Consider the following 14,943-nt stretch of genomic DNA (forward strand, 5'->3'; position numbering starts at 1 on the left):
TCCGCGGTCGACCAGCCGAGCACGATCTCGGCCGCGGTCACCCGCGGGCGGTCGGCGTCGACCGGAGTGCCGCAGCGCTGATCAGCGCACCGACGCTGATCAGCGCCCCACAGCCGACGGCGCGGCGCGGCGCGCCGCCGGAACACTCGACCTCATGACACCGGGCTCGATGCTCGGCCTTCATGCTCACACGCCGCACACCGCTGGTGGGGATGCGAACACGAGAATCCAGCCGACAGGCCGATCCCCATCCGGCACAGATCCCTTCGGTCAGCTGCTGCCGAACCAGCCGCCGCCCCAACCACGGTCGCCCCAGCCGCGACCCCAACCGTCGTTACCCCAACCCCAGCCGCCCCAGCCGCCGCCCCAACCGTCGTTACCCCAACCCCAGCCGCCCCAGCCGCGACCCCAGCCGCCGTTACCCCAACCGCCGCCCCAGCCGCCGCCCCCCGGGCGATCAACCTGTACCACGCCGGGTTCGGGCGTCGGCGCGGCCATGGCAGAAACCGCGGCCGCCGTCATCGGAACGGCTACAGCGGCTCCAACGAGCACAACCCTCGCTAGCAACTGGCATGTGGTGGTTCGGTACGCTTTGTTGGTCATCATCGTTACCTTCTTCCGGCGAGTTCGCCGCACGGAGATGACTCGCCGATTGTCGAGTTGTTTTGACATTCCCCGACGCATCTGATACTAGGCCTTAACTGTCGTCGACACCACGCGAACAGTGGGTTTCACGAGAAAAGGGCGTGTCGGTTCAGCGCAAACTCTGGCAGCTCGGGCGCTGGTTCGAGTTGCGGCAAGCGAGTTGATTCTCATGTGCGCATGAATCGAGCAACCGCGGCCATCATGAGCCGGGGCTGGCCGCCTGATGGCGCGTCGCATCGTACTGCTCGAAATAGGCCTCGCCCACGACGAACATTCCACGTTGCGGTAGCCAGAAGTCACCCAACCTGGCCTGCTCGGCCAACGGCCCTGGAGGACCTATATCGCTTCCATCGATCCGTGCACCACTCTTCTCGACGGTCCACAGCATCCGCGGATTGGCCCGGAACCATTGACCGTTCGGGGAAGTGCCGCTGAGCCGCACCCGCCCGACGCCCAGCGCCGGACCTGCGACCCGCGACATGAGCGACAGGACGGCAGGACGTCGCCACAAGGCGGCGGGCAGCAGGCGACCGAGGCCCGTCATCGCCGCCGTCGCCGCCGATCGTCCCAGCTCGAGATCCCACAGGAGCCTGTCGCGCACCTCAACCGTCAACGCGGAAGGACCCGTCCAGGTCACCGAGATGCGCTCGACCCGTGCGTCTTCGATCGCTGAGCCGAAGTAGCGGGCGCAGCCGACCTCCGGGGAAACACTGCTGTAGATCACCCATTCGCCGGCCGGGTTCCGATGCCACACCGAGTCGTACCCCGCACCGATCGAACTGGCGGGAAAATGCCGAAGCGCCAAGTAGTGGCCGCTGGCGAATGGCATCCCCATCAACCCGTAGCCGGAAAATCGCTCCTGATCCTCACCCGATGGGAGCGCTTTGTCGATTTCGGCGATCGATCGTGGGCTGCCGGCCATCGCCAGCCTCCTCGAGGAGTAGACCTGTACCGGTCATCTTACCCGGGGGTCAGTGCGGGCTGCTGACACACAATCCTGCATTCGATGCCGTTTCAACGGCGGCGGCGATCCCCGACCATCGTCCGTTCCTCAGGTTGATGCGACACGCTTCGGCAGGACTGGTGGGCGTCAAACGTCGTCCACGGCCTCGACTGCCCTAGATGTACATTAGGTAAGGCTGACCTTAGTCAGGTAAGGTGTGCCTCCTGTGCGTGGTAGACGCTCGGCTGGCGACGTGAGTACACCGAATGCCTCGATGCGATCGCGAACGCTGTCGCGCTGAGGCGCGACTCAGCACATCGGGCTGCAAACCAACGGAGGCAATGGCATGTTACGGGAACATACATTCCGGGATCCTGCTCGGTGGCAACCTCGCATGGTCTTCCGGCGTCTACGCGCTCGAGCCACCGCGACCCGCTGTCGTCGCCGTGTCGTATGGTTCCTCGCCCTGGTCTTCGCGCTGCTTGTTCTTCCGGGCAGCGTCGGTGCTGTCGCGACAGCGCAGAGCGATACGACCAGAGCGGGCGGGACAAGGATCTCGGCCCTGAGCTGGATGGAGATCCGGGACTCCTCGGGAGTGCCGTTGACCGATTATGTCTTCGCTACCGGACACGGCGGTCTGCTGAATCCGTTGGAGACAGCGGTGGCGATGGTTCTCGGCCTGGAATTCATCGGATACATGGTCCTGGTCACCTCGACGGTGTGGGTGATCGGCTTTGCTATGAGCTTCCGGTGGCTGGATCCGTTCGGCAACGCGTTGAACGGGGTCGCGGAGGCCCTCACCGAACAGATCGCCACTCCCATTCTGCTGATGGTGGCGGCATCGATCGGCGCGTTCTTCGTGGCGTGGTTCGTGGTCCGCGGATATCACGCCAAGGCGGCGATGCAGGTCGTGACGATGATCGGGGTAGGGCTACTCGGCCCGATCGTGCTGGCGGAGCCGCTGGCCGACGTCCTGTCGTCGGATGGACTACTGGCCACGGGCCGCAATCTGGGTATCTCGGTCGCCGCCGGGTTGCACGGTCACGGGCGTCCGGATCCCGATCAGCTGGTGGCCACCATGCAGGCCGATATGGCCGACAACTTCGCACGGCACCCAGTGCAAGTGTGGAACTTCGGACATGTAGTCGACAGCTCGGCCAGCTGCCGCGCCGCGTGGTCGGCGGGAGTGCGAGCCGGCGATGACACCCGAGTGCTGAACAGCATGCGGACCTGCGGTGACTCAGCAGCCTATGCCGAGGCCGACCATCCCGGGATGGGGCAGATCGGCACCGGACTGGTTCTGCTGGCCTGCGGGACTATCGTGCTGTGCTTCGGAACCTATCTGGGATTGAAGGTCATCTGGGCCGCATTGGATGCGATCTATCACGCCTTCATGGCCATATTCGGTTTCGCCGCAGGCGGGTTCATCTACGGGCCTACGCAGACCTTCCTGGTCCGCAATCTCGTCGACAGCTTCGTCGCGGCGGCGCGCATGACGGTTTTCACCCTCTTCCTGGGCGTCTACACACTGTTTCTGGGCAATCTCTTCGCACAGGCACACGACCAAGTCATGATCGTGCTCGTCCTCGGCGCCATCGTGGAGATCGTCGCCATCGTCCAACTCCGGCGGCTCAGCGCCAATCTCACCAACGGCACCGATTGGATCGCCAATCGGTTCGGCCTCGCCATCCAAGGTGCTGGGACCTCTGCCCGTGATGGCTCGAGCGGTAACGCCCTAGGTATGGGCTATGCCAACACTCGGCACGCCATGACCAGCCCGCACGGCGCGCACGGCGGCGGCGGGCTCCTTGCCGGGATGTACACACTCAACGCCATCAATACCAGCCCGCTGACCTCGTGGCTATTCCTGCGGGAGCACCCTCTCGACCCTTATTCGAAGATGAAGAACAAAGCGCAACGGGAACTGTGGCAAGCCCAAGCCACCCCGATCGGCTCATCCACGATCTATGGACGAGACGGATTGTTCACACACAATTTCCGGGACAAGCAGAGCCTCGTGCACGCGGCCCGTGCCGGCGTCACCGCGGCCGAACAAGCTGGTCGCGGCGGCATCAATACCGCTCGCGGCGCCGCGGCGGCCATCGACGAGGCGATGACGCAACGCGGTGCGAGCCTCTCCCAACTGAGCTCCGCCTTGCGCGGCGCGGGTTTCACCGACGACGATCTGGTCCACCGAGCCGTCGAGGCCCGCAGCCAGGTCATGCGATACAGTGCGGCCGATTCGCTGGCCGACAAGAACCTGTCCGGAGTCGTCGCCGCGGCCGCCTACGCCAATGCGGCACACACCCCTGCCGCCATCGCCGAAATCGAACGCGCGGCACTCACCTACCGTCACCACATGCCCGCCGCAGTCACCCTCCACGGCAGCACAACCGACCCCCACACCCCACTTGGGTACGTGCACGACTATATGGCCGCACCGACCAAGGCGAAACTGACCGCGCTGCAGAAAGTCGCGGACGGGGAGGAAACGGCTCCATACAGCCGGGAGGAAGCGCTGCTCATGATGCGGTGGATCGGCACCGAACACGCACAGCGAACCGCCGCCGCCGTCGATAGATTCGTCGCTGACCCGGCCGACCGGGGCCACATGCGTGCCGTCCAATCCCAGCTCAGCGCCGCGATCGACACCGACCGCTGGGCCGCAGGCGCCAAAAGAACTCCCGCCAACACTGTCCTCTCACCCGCCATCCTGTGATCGCACCGCGTGCCGCACCAGGGACAGTGTCATCGCGGGCCGACTGCCCCGCGTGGGTTCCACGGCGCCGGCCGTAGGCGGCGGCCGATCCGGTAGAGGGATCGCCGCGGGCCGAACCGCTCGGCGCCGACGGCGCACACCACCAGAACTCGGGCATGTCGACGCCGGCTTCTAGTGCTGCGGCCGGAGATCTTCGTGGTTGGCGCGCAAGGTGGATGGGGTGCGGCCTGTTTCGTGCTGAAATACTCGGTAGAACTGGGCGTAGCTGCCGAACCCGGCTGTGACGGCGGCGGCCAATGCTGTGGTGTGTTCGCCGTTGCCGTAGGCGAGTAGGAATCGGTGCAGCCGTTGCTGGTTGCGATAGCGAGTGAGCGGGATACCGATCTGGGCTCTGAACAGACGGCTCAGGTGTGTGGGACTGAGGCCGGCGATGCGCGCCAGATCGGCTAGGTCGCCCGCGTTCGGGTCGGACTGCAACACTCGGGCAACCGTGCGGATGCTGGGATGGACATTCTCACTGTCGACGACATCGTCGCTGTCCAAGAACGCACGCCAGGCCAGAGTGAGCAGGTAGGCCGCCCCGGCGTTGGCCAGGGCGTGATCCCGGGTCTCGGCGGCGCGCACCTCACCGAACAGGGTTTGCAGGCGATGGGTATGTATGGCGCCGAGGCGACGTGAGAACTGCTCTACCGGATCGTCCTGCGCGAGAGGTCTTGTGTGTGGTGCCATTGCGATTCGGGCAACGAGCTCGGGTGTGAACACCGCCCACCACAACTCGTGGTCGGCCGACTGGTTCACCAGGATGTGTTCTTGTGCCGGGAACAACCACGTCAACGTACCGGGGCTGAGTTCGTATCGACGCTCACCCAGCAGGTAGGTGGCAGTGCCGCGCACGACCAGATTGACCTCCAGCTCGGCATGACGATGGGCGCGTACACGGACATCGCCAGCGATGTGGCGCACCGCTCGACCGTCGAGGCCGTCGGGAAGCTTCAGATCTTCGATCACGCAAGAAACGATAAATACTTGCCGAGCCATGAGAAGACTGTCGTGCCCTGGTTCGCCGAAACTGTGGTGGAACGACTTCGCCAACCCTCGGGAGAACCTCATGACTGCCTTCAAAAACGCGTCTTCGCCGGTCACGGCTGAGCACATACGTCGGTTCCGGGATGAGGGGTTCTTCGTCCTCGAAAACGCCCTCGATTCGCATGATCTGCAAGCTCTTCGCGATGAGTGTCAGCGCTTCGTCGACGAACGCGACGCCGAAATGGATCAGCTCGGCGTCGACAGCCTGGACCTCGATCATCGTGGTCGACGCTACTTCGTCCACGCCTACGACCACAGCGCGGTGATACGACGGTTTCTGGCCTGCGACCTGATGGTTCAGATTGCCCGAGCGGCACTGGGCGAGACGATATACCTGTTCAACGAGCAGTACGTCGTCAAGGCCGCGGAACGGGGTATGAGATTCGCTTGGCACCAGGACTCCGGTTTCATCGACTACCCGCACACCCCCTACCTCACCTGCTGGATCGCCCTCGATGACGTCACCGCAGCCAACGGCACCGTGTATCTACTGCCGTACTCTCGAGCCGGAACGCGCGAGGTCGTTCGGCATGTGCAAGACGAGGAAACGCGGGACCGGATCGGCTATTTCGGCGACGACCCAGGCGATCCGGTGATCGTGCCGGCAGGCAGCGTCGCCTGCTTCTCCAGCACGGTCCTGCACCGCAGCGGTCCCAACGCGACAGACCGGGTGCGCCGCGTCTACCTCGCCCAATACTCAGCACAGCCGATTCTCACCGCCGACGGGACCCGGCCACGACACTTGTCCCACCCCCTGCTGATCAACGGCCATCGCAACACCTGACTCGCCGACCTACAGGTTTACCGCCGTCCCGGCCGACAGCTCACCAAACCTCGTAGCGCCTGATGATGCGCCGGCGACCGCGGTAACGCCGTCGGGGATCTTGCCGGCACCCCTGGTATCGCGTTGTGTCATTCTTCCGTCGACGTTGGGTCTGCCGACGACTATCCACGGCAGAACACGATCCCTACTCAAACCTCGTGAGTGGCATCGCGTCAGTGCGCGCCAAGCGCATCGAGGATCATCGGACGCGCCGTCGCGAGCGCTTGCTGCCAGTAGGGCCAGGTGTGCGTTCCATTGACGATGTCGATGCGAGCGGCAATTCCCAACGCCGCGATTCGGTCACCGAACATCTGGGTGGCAGTCATCGTCATCGCCTCGAGGCTCATCGCGTTCACCGTGTTGCCGATCCCGTACGGCAGGTCCAGCGGACCAGGCGCGCCATTGCCCGTCGAGACGTATATCGGCAGTCCGCGCAGCAATTCTGCCTGCACAGTGGCGTCGTTGCGGTCCCAGGCGGGATCCCCCGCCGGACCCCACATGTCGTCCACATTGAAGTTACCCTCGTCCCACATGGCAGCCCGCATCGCTTCGCTCCAGAGCGGAAACGTCGGGTGCACGAACCCTGAAAAGGATCCGGCGAACTTGAACTGGTCGCGATGGTGGCCGGCCAGCGTCAGGGCGGCGTTGCCCCCCATCGAGGCCCCCACGATGGCGTTGTTGGTTCGCGACACGCCGTACCGTTGCAGGTACGCAGGCAGCTCCTGGGTGAGGAAGGCCTCCCATTTGTACGTCGTCGCCTGACGGTTGGTACTACTCGGTCGGTACCAGTCGGTGTAGAAGCTCGAGCGACCACCGACCGGAAACACCAACGTGACGTTATCGCCCGCGAATTGGCGCAGCGCGTCGGTATCGGTCGTCCACTGATTGTGGTCGGCCGGCGCACGAAGACCGTCGAGCACGTAGAGGGCCGCGCTTCCGCCGCGGGACGCCCACTGCACCTGGACCTTGATCGGCCCCATGCTGGACGGTACGAAGAGCTCCTCGTACCCGCCTACCGGCGCCCGCAATATCGGTGCGTGGATCGGTGCGGCGGTAGCCACCGCCGCACCGATCGACGACACCAACACAGCTGTTGCTATGACAGCGCCGGTCTTCCTCCGCCAACCACGAATCACCCGCTGGTCCCCAGATCGCGCTGCCATGCCCATCCACGTACCTCCTACCTTCTTCCCCGGTCACCGACCGAGGAGACCCGAATTTGGCTGTCGCTCAGACCAAGTCGCTTCCTGTGAGCTTGCGGCCCCGCCGCGCCCGGAATCGGAAAGACCATCATAGATCGTGCCACGCTCGCTCTCGAGTCGCCGTGAACGCCGTGACCACGTAGCGCACCGGGGGATTGTCGTCAGCATGTCCATGCACTGACTCTTCCGGCAGTTCCTCGATTCCGCGGCGCAGTCGATTACGCATCTGCGCCGGTGTGTCGCAAGGTGTTCGCCGATCAGCACACCATCTCGGCGTGACCAGTCCGTGGTCGGCACGGCAACACGCGCTCGTGTCAGCGCCCTGTCGTCGAGGCCACAGCTACCGAATTCGGCCTTCCCGGCGTTGCGGTTGTGGTCTTGGTGGTCCTGACGCCTGGAGTGAGATGGCCCCTCGATGCGGCTGCCCGCCAGTGTGTTCGGCGGGCTTGCGCCGAGCCGGTCTGCGACGCCCGGACTTGGCCTGAGGATGATCGCAGTGCCCACCCGGCGCCCGGGACGCACGGGCTACCCGGCGTGCACCGGGGCGGTGCCACCGAGGTTGGTGTCCTTGGTCTCCTCCGCCCACGCCAGGCAGGCGACGAAGCCGACGACGGTCAACGCGGCGCCGATCAGCATGGTCGGACCGACACCGATCTCATCCAGCGAGACCGGCAGCAGGAACGTTCCGACGGCCGCGCCGATGCGGCTGATGCCGGTGGAGATTCCGATCGCGGTGGCCCGGACCTCGGTGGGAAACAGTTCGCTCGGGTACGTCCAGTCCAGGACGTTCGGTCCGCCGGAAAACAATGCGTACAGGCAGAAGCAGATCACAATGACGACGATCGGGGCCGTTGGCGCGATGCCGAGCACTGCCAGCGGGATTGCCATCAGTCCGAAGGACCACACGATCAACGGGCGCCGTCCCCAGCTGTCGACCCACCGCAGCGCCGGCACACAGCCGATCAGGAATAGCAGGCTGATCAGCGCGGACCCGACATACGCCATGACACCCTCGTTCAAGCCGAACGCCTGGAGGATGACCGGGCCAAACGTGTAGATCGCGAACAGAGGGGTCACCTGGCACAGGAAGAAGAGGCCGCAGAACGTAATGCGGCGCAGGTTTCGGCCCCGGAATACCGTCCGCAGCGAGGCGCGCTGCTCGGGGTTGCCAGCCGCGATGACCTCCGCTGCGACGGCCGCGTCGGCATCGACGGTGTCGCCGAAAACCTTGCTGATCACCTGACGCGCCGCGTCCCTGCGGTCACGCTGGACCAGCCACCGCGGCGATTCCGGGGTGCCTATCCGCATCAGCAGGACGACCACGCCAGGAATCGCCGAACTGACGAGGATCCACCGCCACAGGTCGTCGCCCCCGAAGTGGATGATGGCCAGTCCCACCACGTAGGCGGCGGTGGCTCCGACGTACCAGAACACGATCAATGCGCCGAGCATGCGGCCGCGGTTTTGTCTGGGCAGCCATTCGGCCAGCAGCGAGGTGGCGATGGGGTAGTCGGCGCCGATGGCTAGGCCGATAACGAAGCGGAGCACGAGGACCTGCCAACTGGTCGCCGCAAACGCAGACAGTAGCGATGCTCCGACGAGCACCACCACGTCCAGGATGTACATGACTTCACGGCCGATCTTGTCGGTGATAGGGCCGAAAACCGCCGCCCCGACCAAGATTCCGACCAGGGCCGCCGCCCCGATCGCGCTGAGCATGAACACGCTCAGGTGTAGATCGTCCGTCATCCCCGCTACGGCGACGCTGACGATGCTCAAGACGTACCCGTCGAGGAACGGCCCGCCCGCACAGCGATACATCAGGCGGCGGTGAAATGAGGTCACCGGCGCATCATCGAGGCTGGTCACGGTGGCTGCCGGAGCGGTCGTCGTCATTGCGAATCCCTTATCGCTAGCGACACGCGGAGAATGCGCGAAGCTGGAGAGTGCCCGAAGAAATGTCTGATGCGCCCGGCTAACACATCAGCGTTCTGTGACTGTATTTCAGTCATTCGGAGCCGGTCAAGGGTGCACTGCAAGGGATCGGGCACGACTGCTGGGGCTTGACCGCACCGCATCTGCGACTTATCTTTTGATATATCAGTTGTCGACATACTGACCTGCGATGCGGTCACATTCACCACAGAGGTGGTGTTCGGCGCTGCTCCGGCCCCGTGACGCTGCGATGTCGTTGTCCGAACGCGGCAGCCGTAGCTGGGGCACACCTGTGAAATCTAGGAGGACCATCATGGGGTCACCGCGCGTAGTGATCATCGGAGCAGGCATCGTCGGTGCCAATCTGGCTGACGAGCTGACCGCACGAGGCTGGGATCAGATCACCGTCGTGGACCAGGGGCCGCTGCCCCTGACCGGAGGATCGACCTCCCATGCGCCCGGCTTGGTCTTCCAGACGAACGCATCGAAGACGATGACCGAGTTCGCCCGGTACACAGTCGAGAAGTTCGTCGGCATGGACGTCGACGGCGAATGGTGCTTCAGCCGGCTCGGCGGCCTCGAGGTGGCCACCACCCCCGAACGTCTGGCCGACCTGCACCGCAAACAAGGCTGGGCGACGTCATGGGGAATCGAAGGGACCGTCCTCGATCCACAAGAATGTGTGAAGCTGCATCCGCTCGTCGACGAGAACCAAATACTCGGGGCACTCTACGTACCGACAGACGGACTCGCGAAGGCGTCGCGGGCCGTTGTCGCTCTTACCCGGCGCTCAGAGGCTCGGGGGGCGGTTTTCCGGGGGCTGACCAAGGTCACCGGCATCGAACAGGGTAATGGGCGAGTCACCGGAGTGGCCACATCGAACGGAGTCATTCCGGCAGACATCGTCGTTTCGTGCGCGGGCTTCTGGGGGCCGGACATCGGCGCGATGGTCGGCATGAACGTGCCGCTGCTTCCGCTGGCCCACCAGTACGCCAAGACAGATCAGATCCCCGAGCTCGTGGGCCGCAATAGTGAACTCGCCGAGGCCGGCTTCCCGATTCTTCGCCACCAGGACCACGATCTCTACTACCGCGAGCACGGCGATCGTCTCGGAATCGGAACCTACGCCCATCGCCCGATGCCGGTCAGCCTGCGCGATCTCGAGGAAAGCGAGGCGGTCTCCGCCTGCGACATGCCCTCGATGCTGCCGTTCACCGGAGAGGACTTCGCCCCGTCGTGGGAGCAGAGCAGGCGTCTTCTTCCCAGTCTCGAGTCCGCCAAGATCGACACCGGATTCAACGGCGTATTCTCGTTCACGCCCGATGGTGGACCACTCGTCGGTGAGTCCGCCGACGTGGCGGGATTCTGGATCGCGGAAGCCGTGTGGGTCACGCACTCTGCCGGCGTAGCTCGCGCGGTGGCCCAACTCCTCGTGGACGGGAGAAGCGAGATCGAGCTGCACGGCTGCGACGTGCACCGCTTCGAGGAGATTCAGCTGGCACCCGACTATGTCAGCGAGACCTCGCAGCAGAACTTCGTCGAAATCTATGACGTGTTACATCCACTGCAGCCACGCGTTTCACCGCGCAACCTGCGCGTGAGCCCCTTCCATGCTCGCCAGAGGGAACTCGGCGCGGTCTTCCTCGAAAGCGGCGGGTGGGAGCGCCCCCACTGGTTCGAGGCCAATGCCAGTCTGCTCGAGGACCTTCCGGAGGAGTGGACGCCCCCCGCTCGCGATGCGTGGTCTGCGAAGTTCCACTCCCCGATCGCCGCAGTCGAGGCCTGGCGTACCCGCACGGCGGTCGCTATGTATGACATGACCCCGCTCGAGCGCCTCGAGATCAGCGGGCGTGGCGCCTCGAGTCTCTTGGGTCACCTGACGACCGGAAAGATGGACAAGTCCATCGGGTCGGTGACGTACACGCTGGCGCTCGACCACGCCGGTGGGGTGCGCAGCGACCTCACCGTCACGAGGCTGTCCGCTGACACCTTTCAGGTCGGTGCCAACGGAAACCTCGACCTCGACTATTTCCGTCGCCAGATGCCCGGCGACGGCAGCGTGCAGATCCGCGACATCACCGGCGGCACTTGCTGTATCGGCCTATGGGGCCCGCGGGCCCGCGATCTGGTGCAGGCGCTCAGTAGTGACGACTTCTCGAACGAGAGTTTCAAGTACTTCCGGTCGAAGAATGCCCATATCGCGGGCGTCCCGGTCACCGCCATGCGTTTGTCGTATGTCGGCGAGCTGGGCTGGGAGTTGTACACCTCGGCCGACAACGGTCTTCGACTGTGGGACGTGCTCTGGGAGGGAGGCCATCAGTACGGCGTGATCGCCGCGGGCCGAGCAGCATTCAACAGCCTGCGCATGGAGAAGGGTTACCGCGCGTGGGGCACCGATATGACCACCGAGCACAACCCCTACGAGGCGGGTCTCGGCTTCGCCGTTCGGCGGCAGAAGGAAGAGTTCGTCGGCCGCATGGCACTCGAGGGTGTCGGTGACGCGACGGTTACCCGGCGCCTGGCCTGCCTGCGGGTCGACGATGGCCGGTCCGTCGTGCTCGGACAAGAGCCGGTCTTCCTGGACGGACGGCCGGTCGGCTATGTCACCAGCGCCGCGTTCGGCCACACGGTCGGCGCACCTATCGCCTACGCCTGGCTGCCTGCGTCCGCAGCACCCGGAACACCAGTCGAGATCCAGTATTTCGACCGGCGCGTCGCCGCGACGGTGGTGACCGAACCGTTGGTCGACCCCGAGATGAAGCGCATCAAGGCCTGACCGCTCGGGTCCCAGTCCCAACTGTCAGTTGCTTACCCGATCGCGGCCGACCCGCACGCGTGCGAGGTTCAGCAGGTGCGCCGACAGCTGCGGCGTGACCCAAGCGACCGTTCACAAGCCCCGCTTTCGACCGTCAGAAGGAAGCCATGAGAGCTCAGCAGATCCCGACGGATCGCCGGTATACCGCCGGCCATAGTTGGTTGGCCCTCGCCCCGGGCGATCACCTCGCCGACTACCCGATTCGCTGCGGCGTAGCCAAGGCCGCGGTAGAGGGCGTCGACGTCGTCGCGTTGGACCTGCCCGCGGTCCGCAGCACAGTGGTGATCGGCGCACCGTGCGCGCTGATCTGGACCTCGGCGCGAGGCGCGATCACACTGGCCGCGCCGATCACCGGCCTGGTCACGTTGGCGAACACCGCGGCCGTCGACGATCCGCGGCTGGTGGCCGCCGATCCGTTCCACGCCGGCTGGCTTTTCGCCGTTCTTCCCACACTGACAGCGTCGACCGCGGGGTTACTCACCGCGGCCCAGTACGCCAACGGACTCGGTGCGGCGACATGACCTGCCGGAGGCGCGCCCGCCCGTGGCCATTCACGCGCCGATCTTCGCTCGGATCGTGACATGACCGTCAGCGGCGGACGCTGTCGCCCGAGGCCGGGTGCCCGACCTCGGGCGCGACAGGCCCCGAGCGCCGACCACCGCGGCCCGCGGCGATCCCCTCACACCACGGCGCGGACGGCCTGTTCGAACCCGAGGACGTGCGCGAGGGCGAGCTCGGAGGCGGCGGCATCGTCGCCGTCGACGATGGCGTGCAGCAGCTCGACGTGCTCACGCACATGTCCGGTGACATCGGGCAGCCGATCGAGGAACAGGCACCAGATCCGGGTGGCGTGGGCGTCCTGGCACACCAGGACGTCCTCGAGGTAAGGATTGCCGGCCGCCCGGTAGATCTCGCGGTGGACGCGCACGTCCTCCCGGAGTATCTGTCGGCGGTCGCCGCCGCGCTCGAGCCGAGCAATCGCTGCGGCGAGTTCCGACAGCCGGGCGCGTGCGTCGGGTGGCGCAGTCCGGGCCGCCCGCGCGGCCGCCACCGGTTCGAGCTGCTTGCGAATCTCGGAGATATGCGCGAGATCGGTGATGTCGACGGTCGTGGCGAACGTTCCGCGGCGCGGGTACGCCACAACCAGCCGGTCGCGCTCGAGTCTCTTGAGCGCTTCGCGCACAGGTGTGCGGCCGAAACCGAGCTCGCCGGCCAAGCGCTCGTCGTTGATCGGCTCGCTCGGCCGAATGTCCAGCAGGACCAGTCGCTCGAGGATGAGCTCGTACGCACGGTCTGCATTGGAGGCGAGAGGTTGCCTAACCACCGTCGCCTGCGTTTGGACGCTCACGTTCCTCTTTCTCCGGGCTTGTCGGGGATGGGGTTCATGGAGACCCTTGACCTTTGTGTACCAAGAATCATACTCTATCCACCAATTGATATATCAGTTGGCCTCAGCTGAGCGGGCGGAGGCTTCAGTTGGCGGCGCAGCCACTCGGACCATCCACATATCCGCCCACAACCTGATGGAGGCCACAGATGAGAACCAAGGCCCCGGGCGCGCACCTTCCCGAGCATCCCGACTTCCTCTGGCGTAACCCTGAGCCGAAACAGTCCTACGATGTCGTGATCGTCGGCGGCGGCGGGCATGGACTCGCGACCGCCCACTACCTCGCGAAGAACCACGGGATCACGAAGGTGGCGGTCCTGGAGAAGGGCTGGCTGGCGGGCGGCAACATGGCCCGCAACACCACACTGATCCGCTCGAACTACCTGTGGGACGAGAGCGCGCGAATGTACGAACACTCCCTGAAACTGTGGGAGAACCTCGAAGACGACCTCGGCTACCCCATCCTGTTCAGCCAGCGCGGCGTGCTCAACCTGGCGCACAGCCTGCAGGACGTCCGCGACGGCGTCCGCCGGGTGGAGGCCAACAAGCTCAACGGCATCGACGCGCAGTGGGTCGAGCCCGACGAGATCAAGAAACTCTGCTCGATCGTCAACATCTCGTCCGATATCCGGTACCCGGTGCTCGGTGCGACTTACCAACCCCGCGCTGGCATCGCCAAGCACGACTACGTCGCCTGGGGCTTCGCCCGTCGCGCCGATCAGGCCGGCATCGACATCATCCAGGGTTGCGAGGTCACCGGCTTCGTCACCGACGGTGACCGGGTGACCGGCGTGCGGACCTCCCGCGGAGATATCGCCGCCGGGCAGGTCGCGCTCTGCGCGGCCGGCCACACGGCGGTGCTCACCGACATGCTCGGGATCCGAGTTCCGGTGCAGAGCCACCCGCTGCAGGCGCTGGTCTCCGAGCTACTCGAGCCAGTGCATCCCACCATCGTCATGTCCAACGCCATCCACGTCTACGTTTCGCAGGCGCATAAGGGTGAACTCGTGATGGGTGCGGGTATCGACTCGTACAACGGCTATGGCCAGCGGGGCGCATTCCACATCATCGAACGCCAAATGGCGGCGGCCGTCGAACTCTTCCCGGCCTTCGCCCGCGCGCACTTACTGCGGACCTGGGGCGGAATCGTCGACGTCACGCCCGACGCCTCCCCTATCGTCGGCCGAACCCCATACCGCAACGTGTATCTCAACTGCGGCTGGGGCACGGGCGGGTTCAAGGCGACACCCGGCGTCGGCTGGTGCCTGGCCGACACCATTGCCCGCGACGAGATCCACCCCTACACAGCACCGTTCAGCCTGGACCGTTTCATCACGGGTGCACTTGTGGACGAGCATGGCGCCGCCGCCGTGGCGCACTGACCTAGG

General features: G+C 65.2%; 11 protein-coding genes. 5 read left to right on the forward strand and 6 right to left on the reverse strand.

Annotated features, from left to right (window positions below):
- Positions 1 to 270: 270 nt before the first annotated feature.
- Both AB0H00_RS27215 and AB0H00_RS27220 read right to left on the reverse strand, forming a co-directional pair.
- A complete protein-coding gene (locus AB0H00_RS27215) occupies positions 271 to 498 on the reverse strand; it encodes a hypothetical protein (RefSeq protein WP_357271791.1) in 228 nt (75 codons plus the stop codon).
- Positions 499 to 844: 346 nt separating this feature from the next.
- Positions 845 to 1,567: a hypothetical protein gene (locus tag AB0H00_RS27220; RefSeq protein WP_357271793.1), complete on the reverse strand. Its 723-nt coding sequence runs from the start codon at positions 1,565 to 1,567 to the stop codon at positions 845 to 847.
- 415 nt (positions 1,568 to 1,982) lie between these two features.
- Between AB0H00_RS27220 and AB0H00_RS27225 the strand changes: the two genes are divergently transcribed.
- Positions 1,983 to 4,307 (forward strand): hypothetical protein, encoded by a 2,325-nt coding sequence (locus AB0H00_RS27225; RefSeq protein WP_357271795.1) that lies wholly within the window; start codon positions 1,983 to 1,985, stop codon positions 4,305 to 4,307.
- Positions 4,308 to 4,478: 171 nt separating this feature from the next.
- Here the strand turns inward: AB0H00_RS27225 and AB0H00_RS27230 are convergent, their stop codons facing one another.
- The gene (locus AB0H00_RS27230; RefSeq protein WP_357271797.1) at positions 4,479 to 5,315 is read right to left on the reverse strand and encodes an AraC family transcriptional regulator; all 837 of its coding nucleotides are present in this window, start codon (positions 5,313 to 5,315) and stop codon (positions 4,479 to 4,481) included.
- A gap of 100 nt (positions 5,316 to 5,415) precedes the next feature.
- On the opposite strand from AB0H00_RS27230, the gene AB0H00_RS27235 reads away from it, so the two are divergent.
- Positions 5,416 to 6,177: a phytanoyl-CoA dioxygenase family protein gene (locus tag AB0H00_RS27235; RefSeq protein WP_357271799.1), complete on the forward strand. Its 762-nt coding sequence runs from the start codon at positions 5,416 to 5,418 to the stop codon at positions 6,175 to 6,177.
- Positions 6,178 to 6,389: 212 nt separating this feature from the next.
- Here the strand turns inward: AB0H00_RS27235 and AB0H00_RS27240 are convergent, their stop codons facing one another.
- Both AB0H00_RS27240 and AB0H00_RS27245 read right to left on the reverse strand, forming a co-directional pair.
- On the reverse strand, positions 6,390 to 7,379 hold the full coding sequence (locus AB0H00_RS27240) for an alpha/beta hydrolase family protein (RefSeq protein ID WP_357271801.1): 990 nt from the start codon (positions 7,377 to 7,379) through the stop codon (positions 6,390 to 6,392).
- Positions 7,380 to 7,943: 564 nt separating this feature from the next.
- On the reverse strand, positions 7,944 to 9,314 hold the full coding sequence (locus AB0H00_RS27245) for an MFS transporter (RefSeq protein WP_357271803.1): 1,371 nt from the start codon (positions 9,312 to 9,314) through the stop codon (positions 7,944 to 7,946).
- Positions 9,315 to 9,666: 352 nt separating this feature from the next.
- Between AB0H00_RS27245 and AB0H00_RS27250 the strand changes: the two genes are divergently transcribed.
- Both AB0H00_RS27250 and AB0H00_RS27255 read left to right on the forward strand, forming a co-directional pair.
- Positions 9,667 to 12,129 carry an FAD-dependent oxidoreductase gene (locus AB0H00_RS27250; RefSeq protein WP_357271805.1) on the forward strand — a complete coding sequence of 821 codons (2,463 nt, stop codon included), beginning with the start codon at positions 9,667 to 9,669 and terminating at the stop codon, positions 12,127 to 12,129.
- A 146-nt stretch (positions 12,130 to 12,275) separates the two neighbouring features.
- Positions 12,276 to 12,689, forward strand: a complete 414-nt coding sequence (locus AB0H00_RS27255) for a glycine cleavage system protein H (protein WP_357271807.1) — start codon at positions 12,276 to 12,278, stop codon at positions 12,687 to 12,689.
- A 158-nt stretch (positions 12,690 to 12,847) separates the two neighbouring features.
- Here the strand turns inward: AB0H00_RS27255 and AB0H00_RS27260 are convergent, their stop codons facing one another.
- Complete coding sequence (locus tag AB0H00_RS27260) at positions 12,848 to 13,516, reverse strand: GntR family transcriptional regulator (RefSeq protein ID WP_357271809.1); 669 nt, start codon at positions 13,514 to 13,516, stop codon at positions 12,848 to 12,850.
- 188 nt (positions 13,517 to 13,704) lie between these two features.
- On the opposite strand from AB0H00_RS27260, the gene AB0H00_RS27265 reads away from it, so the two are divergent.
- Positions 13,705 to 14,937 (forward strand): sarcosine oxidase subunit beta family protein, encoded by a 1,233-nt coding sequence (locus tag AB0H00_RS27265; protein ID WP_357271811.1) that lies wholly within the window; start codon positions 13,705 to 13,707, stop codon positions 14,935 to 14,937.
- Positions 14,938 to 14,943 lie beyond the last annotated feature (6 nt).

Source organism: Nocardia sp. NPDC023852 (assembly GCF_040639505.1).
Classification (GTDB): domain Bacteria; phylum Actinomycetota; class Actinomycetes; order Mycobacteriales; family Mycobacteriaceae; genus Nocardia.